Below are 15,679 nucleotides of genomic sequence, written 5' to 3'. Positions count from 1 at the left end.
ACGGAAAGCAGGTGTGTGCAGTGGCGGATAACAGGGCAGTGGCATACGTGGAACCGGGCAGCGTGGAGATCCATGACATCCCGTTCCCGACACTCGAGCTTCAGGACGGCCCGGGCGTCAACCCCGCCAACGTAGGGAGAAAGTGCAATCACGGCGTGATCCTCCGGGTGCTCTCTACCAACATCTGTGGCAGTGACCAACACATGGTGCGCGGCCGCACGACCGCGCCTCGAGGCCTCGTACTGGGCCACGAGATCCTCGGCGAGGTCATTGAGCGCGGGCCAGATGTCGAATTCATCGCACTAGGCGATGTCTGTTCCGTGCCTTTCAATATTGCCTGCGGTAGGTGCCGGAACTGCAAGGAGGGCAAGACCGGCGTTTGTCTCAACGTGAATCCCGATCGGCCAGGCTCAGCGTATGGCTATGTAGATATGGGCGGCTGGGTCGGAGGTCAGGCAGAATACGTGATGGTGCCCTACGCAGACTTCAATCTGCTGCGGTTCCCTGACCGCGAGCAAGCGATGGAGAAGATCCTGGATCTGACCATGCTGTCCGATATCTTTCCGACTGGCTTTCATGGAGCCGTGACGGCGGGAGTGAAGCCCGGCTCAACGGTCTACGTAGCCGGCGCCGGCCCAGTCGGACTCGCAGCCGCTGTTGGCGCCCAACTGCTTGGCGCGGCTGTTGTCATTGTTGGCGATCTGAACGAGAACCGGCTTGCGCAAGCTCGCACCTTCGGCTGCGAGACGGTCAACGTCGGTCTGGGCAGTCCACAAGATCAGATCGAGGACTTGCTTGGCGTTCCAGAAGTTGATGCGGGCATCGACGCCGTCGGCTTCGAAGCGCATGGCCACGGCGATCACGCCGCAGTCGAGGCACCAGCCACCGTGCTCAACTCTTTGATGAGTCTGACAGCCGCCGGCGGGAGCATCGGTGTTCCTGGCCTATATGTAACTGCCGACCCGGGCGGCATTGACGAGGCTGCGAGGACCGGCTCCCTTTCCCTGCGACTAGGAACAGGTTGGGCCAAGTCCCTGTCCTTTGCGACCGGCCAGTGCCCAGTGATGAGATATAACCATGGCCTGATGATGGCGATATTGCATGGCCGAGTCGCTATCGCCGATGCAGTCGGTGCCACGGTCATCTCGCTCGACGACGCACCCCGCGGCTACCGAGAATTCGATGGAGGGGCGGCCCGTAAGTACGTGATCGACCCGCACGGCGTCATCAAGTAGTGATGGGTGATGGGACGCTGAGGTATGAGCCGTTCCGTCCAGTTTTACTCCATGAAATCAGGAGCCCGGTTGACCGAGAATCTTCGAATAGCGTCCGCCCAGGAGCCATTCTGAGACGTAGAGGTTCCCATCGGCGTCGACAGCGACAGAGTGCGGGGAGTTGAACGGCTGGTGATCATCGGGCACCGCAGCCACCGCATGGCCCTCGTCAGACAGTGCATTCGGCCAACCCGGTCGCTCAGGCCAGCCGAGCGGCGCTGTTGTGCTCGTCGGCCCTCCTATGTAACCCAGGAGAGTGTCGTGGGCATCCACGAGGGCCAACCGCCCGTACAGCTCGGCGACGACCAGCGTCTCGCCCCACTTGGCGAACCCGCTAGGGCTGGATAGGAATTCGTCACCAAAGCTACGCACGTATCGACCCTCCAAGTTGTAGACCTGGACCCGGCGATTCTCCCGGTCAGCGATGTATAGCTCTGCATCACTATCTGGGCGACGCATGATGAAGACGGCGTGTGGGCACGCGAATCGGCCCGCTCCCTCCTCGCCGGTGAGCGTCATCAAGTGACTGCCATTTCTATCAAACCGATGGACCAGACTCGACCCGTAGCCGTCAGCAACCCAGATGTCACCGCCCCCTCCCAATCGCTGCTCGTCAACCGCCGTTCCACATGGGCAGTACTCGCCCATCGGTCCAGCCGGGACGGATGCGTGGGTGGGCGGAAGCGGTAGCTCCAGCTGTATCTCACCGCTCAAGGACATCTTCACGACGCGAGGGTTGCGCGCCTCGCGGTAGATGCCGCCGCCGAACATCGGCCGCCAGACTGCCTCACCTTCGCCTTCGGTGGAAGCGAACACGAACCCCGGATCAGCGATCCAAAGATAGTCATCGCCATCGTCTCGGACGAGCGTGATGCCGTGGCCCTCGGTGAGATCCGAGCGGACTATTCGCTGAACCCGGCCATCGAGGCCGAAGGCTACTAGTTGCCCGGCGTGAAACCCGATTATTTCCCCATCCGCAGTGACTGCGAGGCCGCTGTGAGCCCAAGCCGCACGGACGCCCGGGATCGTTGTCAGATCCGCCCACGGAGTCACAGGGTGGGTGTGGAGAGAGTTACTCGGTAGGTCGTTGTCTGACACGGACACCTCTCAGGCTGACGGACGATCAAGGAAGTTGACTTCGGTTGCCGATCTCCCATGCACCGAGGACGTTGCTAAGGGAGATGAACTGAGCTGAGACTCAGTGTGATGATGTGCCTTACTAGCGCGTTGAGGCAATCGAATCATAGGGCATTACTTCGCGCCTCGCGATCGATCACGGCGGCGCTTCGGATCGTCGAGGATTTTCGCTACAATGAGGCGCTAGCCAACTGAGCGATGGTTCAGTTGCCGGAGTAGCAACGCAGGCTGAGGAGCTACCGATGTCCGACGATCAGAAGGCCGACCGTCAATTCCATTTTGACCGCCACGCGTCTGACTACCGTCTTCATTTCGAGGAGATCGCCGGGGAGATGCAATCCAAGTGTCCGGTGGCGTGGTCTGACACCTACGGCGGACACTGGGTAGCGGCCGGTCATCAGGAATTATTTGATATCGCGCGCGAGTCCGAGTTTCTCTCCAACGACCATGACGTGTACAACAAGCGTCGCGGTTACCAGGGTATCGGCATTCCGGGGCAACCCGGATCAACGCAGACGGCGGGCTTCCTTGAGATGGACCCTCCCGGCCAGCGGCAATATCGGCAGACCCTGAACGCCTATCTCTCGCCGGCCGCGGTAGCACGGTGGACTCCGTTCGTGGTCGAGCTAACACGCGCCACTATCGACGAGAAGATCGAATCCGGCCAGCTTGATTTCGTTGACGATCTTGCCAATATCGTGCCCGCGGTGTTGACGCTGGCCATGATGGGCCTCCCCCTGGCCGACTGGCCCATTTACTGCGAACCGGCGCACGCCGGCGTCTATACCAAACCGGACTCACCAGACATGCCACGTGTACTGGCCCAGAGCATGGAGATGTACCGACGGCTGTATGCATCCCTGGCTGAAGTTCGTCAGAACCCGCGACCCGGACTCATCGATGCCCTGGTCAACGCGACCATCGAGGGGCAGACTCCGCCGGACGAAGAACTAGCAAACGTATTGGGCCTGCTGATCGGCGGCGGGTTCGATACCACGACGGCGTTGACTGCCCACTCGTTGGAGTACCTGTCCGAACACCCGGAGGACCGCGAGCGGCTCTCACGCGAACGAGAAACCCTCCTTGACTCCGCGACGGAGGAGTTTCTGCGGTTCTACACGCCCGCTCCCGGCGACGGGCGCACCTTCAGCGCGGATTGCGATATCGCCGGCACCGAGTTCGGCGAGGGCGAGCGACTTTGGCTGTCGTGGGCGATGGCCAACCGCGACCCCAAGGTCTTCCCGGAGCCGAACACGATCGAACTCGATCGCAAGAACAACCGACACGCAAGCTTCGGTCTCGGCATCCACCGATGCATCGGATCGAACATGGCCCGGATGACGTTCAAGCAGATGCTGACTGCTGTGCTCGACCGCATGCCCGACTTCGTCTGTGATCCGGCCGGCGCAGTGCACTATGACACGGTCGGCATCATCAATGGAATGAAGCACCTTCCGGCCACCTTCACGCCCGGACCGCGCCTCGGAGCCAGCTTCGACGAGACCCTCGTACTCTTGCAGAAGGCGTGCGATGAGCAGCGGCTGGCCGAACCGGTAACCGTTCGCCGGCAAGCCGCCCGCATCGGCGCCTGATATCACCGTCCGCAGGACGTTACGGGCGCGTCCGCCTGGCTGTCCCCGTCGGCCTGGCGGTGGGCGTCGGCCTGGCGGTGGGCGTCGGCCTGGCGGTGGGCTTCCGCCTCGCGGGGGGCGTCCTTATGGCGGCACGAATCATCTCGAGCAGATCTTCAGTCGGAAAGCCATCGGAATCCGACCCGCCCTGGGCGGTCATCGAATGGTGCGCAACGACCATTGCCGAAAGCATCCGCGACATCCAGACGGGATCGCCCTCCCGAACTGATCCGTCAGCTTGGCCGCGTTTCACCGCATCGGCGTACATCGCAATGCCTGAATGATAGGCGTCCATATACTCAGCAAAATCGGGAATCACCTCTAGCCCGGTCGAGTAAACGCGCATTGTCAGGCGACCATATGCCGGGTACTTGTGGAAGAAGGCCATGTAGGCGCCGGTCATGCTGAGGAGCTGCTCTTCGCCCGTATCATCTTCGCGCAGTGAGGATTCGATGGCTTCGGTCAACTCTGGTATGCGTCGTTGCATCACGCCTGCGAGCAGTTCGGCCTTGCTCGTGTAGTACGTGTAGACGGCGCCAACCGAGAAGTCACTGCGTGCCGCCACCTGGTCCAGGTTCGTCCCCTGATAGCCCTGGTTGCCGAACAACTCCTCGGCTGCGTCGAGCACCTGGTCGCGTCCCATCTGCAGGCGCTCCAGCCGCCGCTGGTCTCGCAGTCGCAGCGGCGGTTCCGTCGCCTTTGCGGTTGGTTCGACGGCAGGTCTGACGGACTTCACACTCTTGGCGGAGGCACGTTTGACATGCTTAGCTTGGGTGGCATTGTTCCCGGAGCTTCTCGGCGACATCGCGGCCATCGACATGGCGCAATCCTACAGATCAACCCGCTCTGAACTGAGCAGGGTTCGCTCTTCGGTCGACTGAGCGGGCGTTCACCGCACACCGCGCTGTGTAGCGCCCGGAGACGTGCATGACACTTGCCGACCTAACGATGCAGGCTAACCGGAATGCTTATCCGCGCTTCACTAGGCATGATAACTACATGCCCTTGCGCTGTCTCATCGTCGACGACAACCCTCAATTCGCCAGCACGGCACGGCGCCTGCTGGAGAGTGAGGGACTGATTGTGCTTGCGATGGTGTCGACCGGCGCCGAGGCGATCGATCTCGTGCGCGAACTCAAACCAGATGTGGTGCTGCTGGATATCGACCTCGGCACTGAAAGCGGCTTCGACGTAGCAACACAACTCGACAACTACGACTTTCGTCCGGCGCCGGAGATAATCTTGGTGTCGGCACACGACGAAGAGGATTTCGCTGATCTGATTGCCGAGAGCGCGGCGGTGGGATTCTTGGCGAAGTCGGCGCTGTCCGCGCGGGGAATCCGCCAGCTCATCAACGCCAACGGCGAGCGCCACCAGGGGTGACCGAGCGCACTCACTTACGGCCAGCGCCGCGGTGGAAGACGTGATGTCCCGCAGTCTTGTCGGTTCGCGTCGGGAGCGCGGGTACCACGCGGGTGGCGAGTAGGCCGGTGAGCGCAAACGAAGCGGCAACGAACATCGCGATAACCGTGCCATGGGTATCGCTGCCGCCCGACAGAACGAGCGTCGCTGAGAGGATCGCGACGCCCAAGGCGCTCCCGCATTGCCGGGTCGCGGTGAGCAGGGCGCTGGCGGTGCCCTCCGATTGCTCGGCGACGACCCCGTGAGTGCCCGCCAAAGTCGCTGCGACCATGCTGATCCGCGCAGCAACACCCATCAACAGCAATGTAAACAGCAACGCGATGATCGACCCAGAAGCATCGGCCAACGCTCCCCCGATCAGAGACACCAGCGCGATCAGCATAGCTACGCCGAGGCTTCGGCGCGGGCCCAGGTTGGGCACAAGCTTGGAGGCGGGGCCGGACAGGAGGAACGCACCAGCGGCCTGCGGCACGAAACACAGCCCGGTCAACAACGGCGATAGGTGCCGACCATCCTGTAGATAGAGCGTTACAAGAAGTACCTGCCCTGCGTTGAAGGCACCAACGGCGATCAGACACAAGTTCGCGCCAAGGATGCCCCGATCCGTCAGCATCGCAAGGTTCAGCAACGGCGCCTTGGTAGTGCGTTCCCGCATCGCAAAGGTGGCGAGTAATACAAGCGCAACGACTGCTAACAACGCAGGTTGAGTAGCGCTGAGCGTGTCGCCTGCCCGCGCCACGGCTAACACGAGCAACGCCACGCCTGCGGTCACCGTGACCGCCCCTGGCACGTCGAGTCGACCATCGCGTACTGGCGGGTCGGCGGGCAACAGGCGGTAAGACGCCACCAACAGGAACACACCGACCGGCACGTTCACGAAGAAGACCAGGCGCCAATCCGCCTCGACCAGGGCGCCCCCCAACACAGCACCGGCAGCGAAGCCGGTCGAGACGACGGCGCCATAGATGCCAAGGGCGCGACTGCGCTCGCGCTCGTTCGGCCAGCTAGTCACGAGCAGCGACAACGCAGCGGGTGCCACGATGGCGGCCCCGACACCCTGCACGATTCGGGAGGCAATCAGTAACGTCGGCTCCACGGCCAGGCCGCCGGCGACGCTGGCCAGGACGAAGACGATCAAGCCTGCGCGGAGCAGCCGTACCCGCCCGAACAAGTCCGCGAGGCGGCCGCCGAGCAGTAGAAAGCCCCCGAATGCAACCGCGTAGCCGCTGACCACCCACTGCAGGGTGGTCGTCGCAACGTCCAGTCCGCTCTGAATCGAAGGCAGCGCGACATTCACGATCGTGAAGTCCAGCACCACCATGAATTGGGCCAGCGCGAGCACGATCAGCAGCGCTTTGCCAGGACGAGCAACCCCACGTGCCGCTGGCAGCAACATCGGGGAGGCGACTTGCGACTCGGACATCAGGCTCCTTCGCGGATGAACTGTGGGCACGGATCAGCGACACGCGGGCAACGCCGAGAGGGCTGCCTGCAGGTGACCTCGCTCAACCCTCCCGCGCGGGGTTCCTGATGTCGACGCCACCAGCATCAGTCTCGAACTCCGGCAGGCTGGACTTGAGGATTACCGCTAGCGGCAATGTGTCTTCAGCCGCACACGACCACCAATCATGCGACCCCCAGGGCGCGGTGGGCCAGTCGCCAGCGGGGGTAGCGCTGTCCTGCGATCGGCGGGTAGCACCAGCCTCACTCGAAGATGCTCGTTGGCAAGGGCGACTGAAGTCCCGATCCGAGCCACGCTCGAGATTGACACATTGACGCCTCAGCTTAGGAGTAGCCGTGGACGGGCAAATCGGAATTCTCAATGATCGACCGCCGTCGCTGCGCTCAGAACCGCTTATAGATGGGAGGCACGGAGTCCCACGACGGGTCCTGGTCTTCGGTGCGGTGGCGGCGGCGATCGTTGTTCTCGATCAGAGTTTGAAGTGGTGGGCCTGGCGAAACGTCGCTGCCGCACACATCAACTACGGTGGCGACAACCTCGTACCAGCTACCGTCGGATCGTGGTATGGCCGCCCCGTAACGGGCGCACTGCTCGACCTGTTTGATTTCGGACTGCTATTCACGCTCGCAGCACTGCTGCTTCGGCGCCGGCGTTCGGGCCCCGTGCTGATCTCAGCAACCGCGATCATCTCCGGCTGGAGCAGCAATCTGCTTGATCGATTGTTCATGCATTACTGGACCGCTCCAGGGAGTGTCCGTGGGGTGGTCGACTTCATTCCCATTGGCCAGCGGGTCTACAACGTCGCTGACCTGTTCATCATCGCAGCGACGCCCAGCTTCGTCCTCGCTCTGTTCGTACCAGCCTTGCGAAGGTTGATCATCAAGCGCCCGAGCCTCAACGCACACTCCACGCCGAGGCCGAGGCCTCGGCGTACTCCCAGAGTCCAGACAGCGGTATGGGCGCTGGGCACCGGCTGCCTGCTGACGGCGATCGTCGGAGTTGGCGCAGCGACCTTCGGCGGCGCGACCGCGCCGATTGCCTCTGCCGGTGCGGGCTATCAACGCACTGTTATCGCGCGCCACAGTATCTCCCACGAACTCCCCTGAGCGCAGCGGATAAACCTGCGCTGAGCTCTCCTACCAGCTAGCAGGTAATCCCAGGTGACGCCAGCAAGACTCGAAGATGGGCGCCGGCACCGGAGACTTCTTCACAACACGAGGCCAGGCTTGATCGTGACGAGCCGGCAACGGCGATAGGGCATTGCATGCTTCGCCTAAGGCAGAACGGGCACGACCCGTCACCTGAACAAACTAATCGGACGAGCTTTGCCTATCGCGCCAGGACGATCCTCGCGCGGCGCGGCATTCGAAGAAGGAGACAGGATGACAACGACATTGATCCCAACCACAGCATTGGGACGCACCGGAATGGACATTACGAGAGTGGGCTTTGGAGCCTGGGCGCTCGGAGGCGGTGACTGGGCCTTCAGCTGGGGCCCTCAGGACGATGACGAAGCGGTCGGCGCCATAAGGTATGCGCTCAGTACGGGCATCAACTGGATTGACACGGCAGCCGTGTACGGGCTCGGTCATTCAGAGGAAGTTGTCGCCCGTGCCCTGCGAGACATTCCCCTGGGTGAACGTCCCTACGTGTTCACGAAGGGCGGATTGGTATGGGACGACGCCGATCGAACTGCGGAACCCCGGCGGGTAGGTGACCCCAAATCGCTTCGCCGCGAATTGGAGATGTCGTTGAGGCGACTTGAGGTTGAGCAGATCGACCTGTACCAGATGCATTGGCCTTCGGAGGACGGCACCAAGCTCGAGGACTATTGGCAGGTGCTGCTGGACTTCAAGCAAGAAGGGAAGGTGCGCGCGGTAGGCCTATCGAACCACAGCGTCAAGCAGCTTGAGCGTGCCGAAATTCTTGGCCACGTGGACACGCTGCAACCACAGTTCTCCGCCATCCATCGAGACGCTGCCAGCGACCTGCTGCCCTGGAGCTCCGACCACGCTACGGGTGTAATCGTCTACAGCCCCATGATGTCGGGCCTGCTCACCGGGAGCTTCACCAAGGAACGCGTTGAAGGCCTGCCTCGAGATGACTGGCGCCGTACCAGCCCCGACTTCACCACCAATCTGGCAGCGAACCTCACCGTTGCGCAAGCGCTCGAGGCCGTCGCTGACCGTCACGGAGTTTCGACGCCAGCCGCCGCAGTTGCCTGGGTCTTGTTATTCGAAGGCGTAAGCGGTGCAATCGTGGGCGCACGTGGCCCCGCGCAGGTTGAGGGCTGGCTTCCCGGTGCACAGATCACACTTACCGAGCGAGACATCAATGATATTGCAACGGCAGTCGAAACGAGTGGCGCGGGTGAGGGCCCATCCCACCCAAATCGGCCAAAGCATCCGCTCGGTTGATGGGCTGCCCTCAGCCCATCCGAGGCCGATCTCGACGCCGGCCCGCGCCGGGGCGGCATAGACTTCGCATTGTGGGATAAGGAGCCAGCCATGGACAGGACCAATCCCTTTGATCCACTGGCACGCGCGGACCGGCGCCACGACGCCACCGCGCCACCAACTCCGAGTGGATCGTCCAAAACTCCTCCACAACGTCCCCGCTTCAGAGTGGGCGGCGCCTGGATTCTGTTCGCGCTCGCGCTGCTGGCCATCAACCTGTACGTCGGTTCACGGGCGACGGAGCCGGCGGCGCGGGTGCGCGTCCCGTACAGCCCATTCTTCCTCCAACAGGTGACCGCGGGTCACGTGAAGGAAATTACATCCAAGGGGACATCGATCCAGGGCACGTTCACTCAGGCGGAGTCCTACGCCGGCTCGAAGCCGACGACAAACTTTCAGACCGAGATACCTACGTTTGCCGACAACAATGCGCTGTCCAGCCTGCTCCAGAGCAAGGGCGTGGTGGTCAACGCCCAACCACTGGACACCGGGGCGCCGTGGTGGCAGAGCCTGTTGCTTGGTTTCGGACCGACAATACTGTTCTTGTTGCTGCTGTTCTGGGTGATGCGACGCGCAGGGAACATGCAGAACGTGCTCGGCTCGTTCGGCCGATCACGCGCGCGCCGATATCAGCCCTCCGGGGATCGCATCACCTTCGCCGACGTGGCGGGGATCGATGAGGCAAAGGCCGAACTGACGGAAGTCGTCGACTTCCTCCGTCATCCCGACAAGTACCGAAAGCTCGGCGGCCGGATCCCGCACGGCGTCTTGCTCTCCGGGCCACCCGGTACCGGTAAGACGCTGCTCGCCCGAGCGGTGGCCGGCGAAGCGAACGTCCCGTTCTTCTCGATGGCGGCATCGGAGTTCGTCGAGGCCATCGTCGGCGTGGGCGCCTCACGGGTGCGCGATCTCTTCGCACAAGCGAAGGAGGCCGGCCCGGCGATCGTTTTCATCGACGAGCTCGACGCTATCGGCCGCTCACGCACGTCCGGAGTCGCCGGGTTCAGCGGCGGAAACGACGAGCGGGAGCAGACACTGAACCAGATCCTGACCGAGATGGACGGGTTCGACTCCGCGACGAGCGTGATCGTCATCGCGGCAACCAACCGGCCCGACGTCCTGGACCAGGCGTTGCTTCGCCCCGGTCGATTCGACCGCAGGGTCGCGGTGCAACCGCCTGACCGTGCTGGCCGCGAGGCGATCCTCAAAGTGCACGCGCGGGCTGTGCCCGTGGGGCCCGATGTCGACCTCGGCCGGATCGCGGCGACGACTCCGGGCATGGTCGGGGCAGATCTCGCGAATCTGGTGAACGAGGCTGCTCTGCTGGCGGCCCGTCGAAACCACGAGGTCGTCGACGAAGCCGACTTCACCGACGCATTGGAGCGGATCGTGCTGGGCGCCGAGCGGCAGGTGATGATGAGTGCAGCCGATCGGCGCCGGACCGCCTACCACGAGGCCGGGCACGCGATCGTGGGAATGCTCACGGACGGCGCCGATCCGGTACGCAAGGTGTCCATCATTCCCCGCGGAATGGCGCTCGGCGTTACGTTCGCAGCCCCGGAAAGCGACCGCTTCAACTATCGCGAGCCCGAGGTCGAAGCGAAGATCAAAGTGGCCCTCGGTGGCCGCGCCGCCGAGCAGGTGGTCTTCGGCGAGACCAGCACAGGCGCTGAGTCAGACATACAACAGCTCACCGACATCGCCCGCCAGATGGTGGGTCGCTGGGGCATGAGCTCAGCCATCGGACCCGTCGCCGTACTCCCGCGCGACGGCACTGGCCCGCTCCTTCCCGGTGCCGGCGAGGTGTCACCCGATACCCAAAAGCTGCTCGACGGGGAGGTGCGCCGCATCGTCGACGAATCACATCAACAAGTCGTTGCGCTCCTCGGCCACAACCGGGCGAAGCTCGATGCCCTTGCGACAGCATTGCTTGAACACGAAACCCTGGACGAGGAAGCTGCCTACGCAGCCGCCGGTGTGCCGCGCTGCGAGGCTGCCACCACCACCTCGCGCGCAAGCGCAACTCGATCAGGAGCTGGTCTCTAGTACATACGAGTCACGTGGCGTTTCGGCTTGTTGAGCAATAAGGAAGCGCTGACAAGGAGGCGCTGTGAGCACCGGAACAGGCTGGCAGCAGCCAAGGAGATGGCGACGTCTTGGCAACCCGATGCGGACGAAGCAACGGATGCGGCTCCCCGCTCACCGACCGTGCCAGAAAAGACGTCAATTCATGATGACTACTGGGCAGGATGCTTAGCGCCTTATACGATCGCTGCTATTGGCGGTTGCGCGCTCAGCGGAGGAGGCGCTGCCATGGACTCGCGGCAAGGGCATACCTGGCTCGAACATTGGCGCCCAATCGCTATAAATCTCGTAGCTGCCCCCCTTGAGCGGTGATGTTGTTCCGGCGCGGGCTCAGATGGCGTCAACGTTGGGTTTTCACGTCATCTTGGCGTGCCTTGGGATCGCCTTACCAACGTTCGTGCTTCTTGCTGAGTACATCGGTCTGCGTCATTCCAACGAGGTCGCCATGACCCTGGCGCGTCGCTGGTCGCAAGCGATGGGTGTGCTGGTGGCTGTTGGCGCCGTGACCGGGACGGTGTTGTCGTTCGAGATCGGCCTGCTGTGGCCGGGGCTGATGCGCCGATACGGCGCAGTGCTCGCGTTGCTGTACACGTTGCAAACCCAGCGCGTGCTGGTTCATACCGGTGAGCCCGCGACCCCGGCCGCGACGATGCCGGACCGCAACGGTCCCCGGCAAATGGCTAGACGCGCCAGTGGTATCCGATGGCGAAGTCGACCGCGACCGCATAGGTGATGTACATCAACCACGCGCCGGTGACGATACGGAACAGGCCGAGCGCTCGCTCGGCAAGGCTCACCCCTACCGTCGCGATGAATTCACTGAGATAGACGGCAAACAGTCCGACGAACACCAGCCCCACCGGCCAGTCGTGCACCTTGAAGAAGACGGTGGCGCCCATCGCCGAGATCACCATGTACGCCACCGACATCCCCGCGTTCGGGCGCGGGTCGTTGCCGCGATAACGGTTCCAGCCGATCGCAAACCAGTGGATCCCGTACGCCGAAAACGCGAGCGCGGCCATGTAGAGGGGCGGCTGATTGGTGAACACCTGGAGCCAGCTCAGTCCGATGAACAGGATGATGCCGGCGACGAATTGGCAGAAGCCCGGCATCCAGATGCCCCAGACGCCGAGCGAGCGGTCAACCCGTTCGTCGCGAGCGGGCCAGCCCAGCAATTCCTGTGGACCCCAGATCAGATAGCCGGTGCCCAGGCCGAAGAAGCCGAGAGCAAGAGGGGGATATGCCGAACTGGCTAAGGTAACGTCCATCTCGCACCTTTCCTTCCGCGGCCAGCAGAAACGCGGTAGTAGTGTGTCTGCGTGGCCGTCCGAACATGCTTATCTGCAGCGATTCGCAGTCTTATTGATGCCGAGGGCGATCGACGCTGGTTCGTGCTGGGGCTTCTGAACACCGCTGGCGCGGGCCCGGACACTCTCGTCGGTGCAATATCCGGTGCCGTCGCGTTTGAGGCATAGCAGGCCGAGCAGGCAACCGGAATCGCCGACGACAGCCAGCCGCCGACGTCCTGTGCGCAACAGGCTTGAGGTAGTGGCTTCCAGCGGCTCCGCCGGTCCCACCGTTCTACCGACGAGCGTGCCCAGTTGGGTCGCCGTTGTCTCGGGCGAGCGAACATCAGCCAGGTCCGCTCGCTCGATCGTCGTGATGAGCCGTCCGTCCAAGGCAATGACCAGCGCCAGGTGGACGTGATCATCGTCGAACAGGGCGCTGATCTCCGCCAGCTGCGAATCGCTCCGATGCGTCTTTGGGCAGGTGAGCATCGCGTCGACAACGCGATCTCCCACCGGGCACGCCGAGGCGGGCCCGACCGAACTTTTCACTTTGCAGTTCCCGTGGTGCGCGCCGGCGTCACCTCGACGACGAGATGCTTCGTGACCGGTTGCTCGCTCTGGGTGCTGAAGTCGGCAATCCCGCACAGGACATTCAGCTCCGGCATGTAGCCGGCAGTGCATCCGGGAGGTAGTTCGTAGCCGACCGCGCGGTAGCCGTAGACAGCGCGTTCTGAGCCGTCCTTCGAGAAGCTCTTCACATCGACGAGGTCGAACTCGCCGAGGCCCCGCTCACTCATGTCGTTCCGGTTCATGAAGATCACGGTGCGCAGGCCCCTCAGCCCGCGGTACCGGTCGTCGTTGGAGTAGATCGTTGTATTGAATTGGTCGTGCGAACGAACTGTCGTCAGCAGCAGTCGCCCGGCGCCGGGGTCGACGTCGTCGGGCAGCGGAGCGTGCGAGAACTCGGCACGGCTCGAAGCAGTCTGAAAGACACGGTCGCGGGCAGGCTGCGCGAGCCTGAACCCGTGCGGGTGGCGGGCGCGGCGGTTGAAATCCTCGAACCCGACCAGCGCGCGCGACATCACATCGCGGATGCGGTCGTAGTCCTCGGCGTAGTCCCGCCAGGGTGTTCTGCTGTCTGGAAGCGTCGCCTGGGCCATCCCGACGAGGATGGCGCACTCGGAGCGAAGCTGCTCCGACACGGGCTCTTTCATGCCGTGCGAGATGTGCACCATCGACATGGAGTCCTCGACCGTGACGCCTTGCTCGCCGCTGACCTGACGATCTTTCTCCGTCCGTCCAAGACACGGCAGTATCAGCGCGCGTCGACCGTGCACGATGTGGCTACGGTTCAGCTTGGTACTCACCTGAACGGTCAGCTCACAGTTGCGCAAGCCCGCGAAGGTGTATGCCTGATCGGGCGTTGCCAGTGCGAAGTTGCCGCCCAGAGCAACGAAGACCTTCACCTCGCGACGCTGCATTCCCACGATCGCGTCGACCGTGCCCAACCCGTGCTCGAGCGGCGGGTCGAAGCCGCACACGTCGCCGAGCCGCTGCAGGAAGTCCTTCGTGGGACGGTGGTTGATGCCGCAGGTGCGGTTGCCCTGGACATTGCTGTGGCCACGGACCGGGCACGGGCCCGCCCCCTCCCGCCCGATGTTGCCGCGTAGCAGCAGCAGGTTGACGATCTCGCGCACGGTATCGACGCCATGCTCGTGCTGAGTGAGCCCCAGACACCAGGCAATGATCACCCGCTGCGACGCCAGGTAGGACGCGGCGAGCTTACGGATGTCGTCCTCGGTAATCCCCGAGCCGGCCACCAGGTCAGACCAGGCCGTTGACGCCACCAGTTGCCGGTACTCATCGAATCCCTGCGTGTTGTAGTCGATGAACTCGCGGTCGAGCACGCCGGGATCCTTGTCCGCAGCCTCGAAGACCGCTTTCGCGACGCCACGCAGCAGAGCCAGGTCACCGCCGATCCGGACCTGGACATTCATCGTGCCGATCCGGGTGGCGTGGAACGTGGCCATGTCGACGAACTCATGAGGAACGATCGTGCGCCGGGAGCCCGCTTCCACAAGCGGATTGATATGGACCAGCTGCGCCCCGCGCCGCTCGGCCTCAGCCAACCAGGTGAGCATTCTCGGCGCGTTCGAGGCTGCGTTGTCACCCATCACCCAGATCGCGTCCGCCGCCTCCCAATCGTGCAGATCGACGGTGCCCTTGCCGGTGCCGATGGCGGCCGTCAAAGCTCTGCCGCTCGCCTCATGGCACATGTTCGAACAATCCGGCAGGTTGTTGGTGCCGAACTCCCGCACCCACAACTGATAGAGAAAGGTCGCCTCGTTACTCAGCCGGCCCGACGTATAGAACGCAGCCTGATTCGGGTTCTGCAACCCGCGCAGAGTGTCACCGACCAGCGCGAACGCCTCGTCCCACGAAATCGGTTCGTACTTGTCGCTTGCCGGGTCATAGCTCAGCGGTTCGGCCAGCCGGCCCACTGCCTCCAGGTCGTAATCGGTCCAACCAGCCAGCTCGGTGACGGTGCGCGCGGCAAAGAAATCGCGATCGGCCTTGGCAGGTGCCATCTCCCACGTGCTGTGCTTGACACCGTTCTCGCACAGGTCAAGCCGCAGGCCATCCGGGTCGTCCGGCCACGCGCAACCCGGGCAGTCGAAGCCGCCGTCCTGGTGATTCATCACGAACAGCGCGCGAAAACCCTCCAGCGGTTCACCAGCGCGTTCGAGTACCTTGCCAACGCTTCTGGCCGCTCCCCATCCGGCCGCGGGATGGTGATACTCGTGACGTGAGTACTTCCCGGTTGGTGCCGGGCCCCGGCCAAGTGCCGGCTGACCCGGCACGGACCCCAGCATCCCCTTTTCGGCGTCAGCGTTCCCGTCGATGTGCGCCATCAGCAAGTTCC

13 protein-coding genes are annotated in these 15,679 nt (G+C 63.3%); 7 read left to right on the top strand and 6 right to left on the bottom strand.

Annotated features, from left to right (window positions below):
- Positions 1-20: 20 nt before the first annotated feature.
- The gene (gene fdhA, locus ACSMXN_RS07015; protein ID WP_027139625.1) at positions 21-1,235 is read left to right on the top strand and encodes a formaldehyde dehydrogenase, glutathione-independent; all 1,215 of its coding nucleotides are present in this window, start codon (positions 21-23) and stop codon (positions 1,233-1,235) included.
- Between the two features lie 57 nt (positions 1,236-1,292).
- Here fdhA and ACSMXN_RS07010 read toward each other — a convergent pair whose 3' ends face one another.
- The gene (locus tag ACSMXN_RS07010) at positions 1,293-2,327 is read right to left on the bottom strand and encodes a hypothetical protein (protein ID WP_022914081.1); all 1,035 of its coding nucleotides are present in this window, start codon (positions 2,325-2,327) and stop codon (positions 1,293-1,295) included.
- 326 nt (positions 2,328-2,653) lie between these two features.
- On the opposite strand from ACSMXN_RS07010, the gene ACSMXN_RS07005 reads away from it, so the two are divergent.
- Positions 2,654-4,003 (top strand): cytochrome P450, encoded by a 1,350-nt coding sequence (locus ACSMXN_RS07005; protein WP_022914082.1) that lies wholly within the window; start codon positions 2,654-2,656, stop codon positions 4,001-4,003.
- A 19-nt stretch (positions 4,004-4,022) separates the two neighbouring features.
- Here the strand turns inward: ACSMXN_RS07005 and ACSMXN_RS07000 are convergent, their stop codons facing one another.
- Entirely contained in the window at positions 4,023-4,862 is an 840-nt protein-coding gene (locus ACSMXN_RS07000; protein WP_022914083.1) for a TetR/AcrR family transcriptional regulator, read from the bottom strand.
- A 107-nt stretch (positions 4,863-4,969) separates the two neighbouring features.
- Here ACSMXN_RS07000 and ACSMXN_RS06995 point away from each other — a divergent pair, with 107 nt between their 5' ends.
- Entirely contained in the window at positions 4,970-5,425 is a 456-nt protein-coding gene (locus ACSMXN_RS06995) for a LytR/AlgR family response regulator transcription factor (protein WP_455407717.1), read from the top strand.
- A 10-nt stretch (positions 5,426-5,435) separates the two neighbouring features.
- Here ACSMXN_RS06995 and ACSMXN_RS06990 read toward each other — a convergent pair whose 3' ends face one another.
- Complete coding sequence (locus tag ACSMXN_RS06990; RefSeq protein WP_022914085.1) at positions 5,436-6,887, bottom strand: MFS transporter; 1,452 nt, start codon at positions 6,885-6,887, stop codon at positions 5,436-5,438.
- Between the two features lie 374 nt (positions 6,888-7,261).
- Here ACSMXN_RS06990 and ACSMXN_RS06985 point away from each other — a divergent pair, with 374 nt between their 5' ends.
- The 4 genes from ACSMXN_RS06985 to ACSMXN_RS06970 all read left to right on the top strand — a co-directional run bounded on the left by ACSMXN_RS06985 (position 7,262) and on the right by ACSMXN_RS06970 (position 12,200).
- Positions 7,262-8,032: a signal peptidase II gene (locus ACSMXN_RS06985; protein WP_022914086.1), complete on the top strand. Its 771-nt coding sequence runs from the start codon at positions 7,262-7,264 to the stop codon at positions 8,030-8,032.
- A 276-nt stretch (positions 8,033-8,308) separates the two neighbouring features.
- On the top strand, positions 8,309-9,343 hold the full coding sequence (locus tag ACSMXN_RS06980; RefSeq protein ID WP_035944114.1) for an aldo/keto reductase: 1,035 nt from the start codon (positions 8,309-8,311) through the stop codon (positions 9,341-9,343).
- A 90-nt stretch (positions 9,344-9,433) separates the two neighbouring features.
- Positions 9,434-11,428, top strand: a complete 1,995-nt coding sequence (ftsH, locus tag ACSMXN_RS06975; protein ID WP_081649191.1) for an ATP-dependent zinc metalloprotease FtsH — start codon at positions 9,434-9,436, stop codon at positions 11,426-11,428.
- Positions 11,429-11,768: 340 nt separating this feature from the next.
- The gene (locus ACSMXN_RS06970; RefSeq protein WP_155958434.1) at positions 11,769-12,200 is read left to right on the top strand and encodes a cytochrome ubiquinol oxidase subunit I; all 432 of its coding nucleotides are present in this window, start codon (positions 11,769-11,771) and stop codon (positions 12,198-12,200) included.
- On the opposite strand, the gene ACSMXN_RS06965 is transcribed toward ACSMXN_RS06970, so the two are convergent.
- The 3 genes from ACSMXN_RS06965 to ACSMXN_RS06955 all read right to left on the bottom strand — a co-directional run bounded on the left by ACSMXN_RS06965 (position 12,148) and on the right by ACSMXN_RS06955 (position 15,668).
- A complete protein-coding gene (locus tag ACSMXN_RS06965; RefSeq protein WP_022914090.1) occupies positions 12,148-12,735 on the bottom strand; it encodes a hypothetical protein in 588 nt (195 codons plus the stop codon). The two genes, ACSMXN_RS06970 and ACSMXN_RS06965, sit on opposite strands and share 53 nt — an antisense overlap.
- Positions 12,736-12,804: 69 nt before the next feature.
- Positions 12,805-13,269 (bottom strand): CBS domain-containing protein, encoded by a 465-nt coding sequence (locus ACSMXN_RS06960; RefSeq protein WP_155958435.1) that lies wholly within the window; start codon positions 13,267-13,269, stop codon positions 12,805-12,807.
- A 32-nt stretch (positions 13,270-13,301) separates the two neighbouring features.
- Positions 13,302-15,668, bottom strand: coding sequence for an FdhF/YdeP family oxidoreductase (locus ACSMXN_RS06955; protein ID WP_455407716.1), 2,367 nt, complete (start codon positions 15,666-15,668; stop codon positions 13,302-13,304).
- Between the last annotated feature and the right edge of the window lie 11 nt (positions 15,669-15,679).

It is taken from the genome of Parajatrophihabitans canadensis, from assembly GCF_053764775.1.
Note: the sequence above shows the minus strand (reverse complement) of the source record. Positions and strands in the feature narration are given on the sequence as shown.

Coding starts and splice junctions, on each gene's coding strand:
- ACSMXN_RS06965 (WP_022914090.1), bottom strand. CDS start 12,735: ATGGACGTTACCTTAGCCAGTTCGGCATATCCCCCTCTTGCTCTCGGC.
- ACSMXN_RS06990 (WP_022914085.1), bottom strand. CDS start 6,887: ATGTCCGAGTCGCAAGTCGCCTCCCCGATGTTGCTGCCAGCGGCACGT.
- ACSMXN_RS07005 (WP_022914082.1), top strand. CDS start 2,654: ATGTCCGACGATCAGAAGGCCGACCGTCAATTCCATTTTGACCGCCAC.
- ftsH (WP_081649191.1), top strand. CDS start 9,434: ATGGACAGGACCAATCCCTTTGATCCACTGGCACGCGCGGACCGGCGC.
- ACSMXN_RS07000 (WP_022914083.1), bottom strand. CDS start 4,862: ATGTCGATGGCCGCGATGTCGCCGAGAAGCTCCGGGAACAATGCCACC.
- ACSMXN_RS06955 (WP_455407716.1), bottom strand. CDS start 15,668: ATGGCGCACATCGACGGGAACGCTGACGCCGAAAAGGGGATGCTGGGG.
- ACSMXN_RS06995 (WP_455407717.1), top strand. CDS start 4,970: ATGACACTTGCCGACCTAACGATGCAGGCTAACCGGAATGCTTATCCG.
- ACSMXN_RS06980 (WP_035944114.1), top strand. CDS start 8,309: ATGACAACGACATTGATCCCAACCACAGCATTGGGACGCACCGGAATG.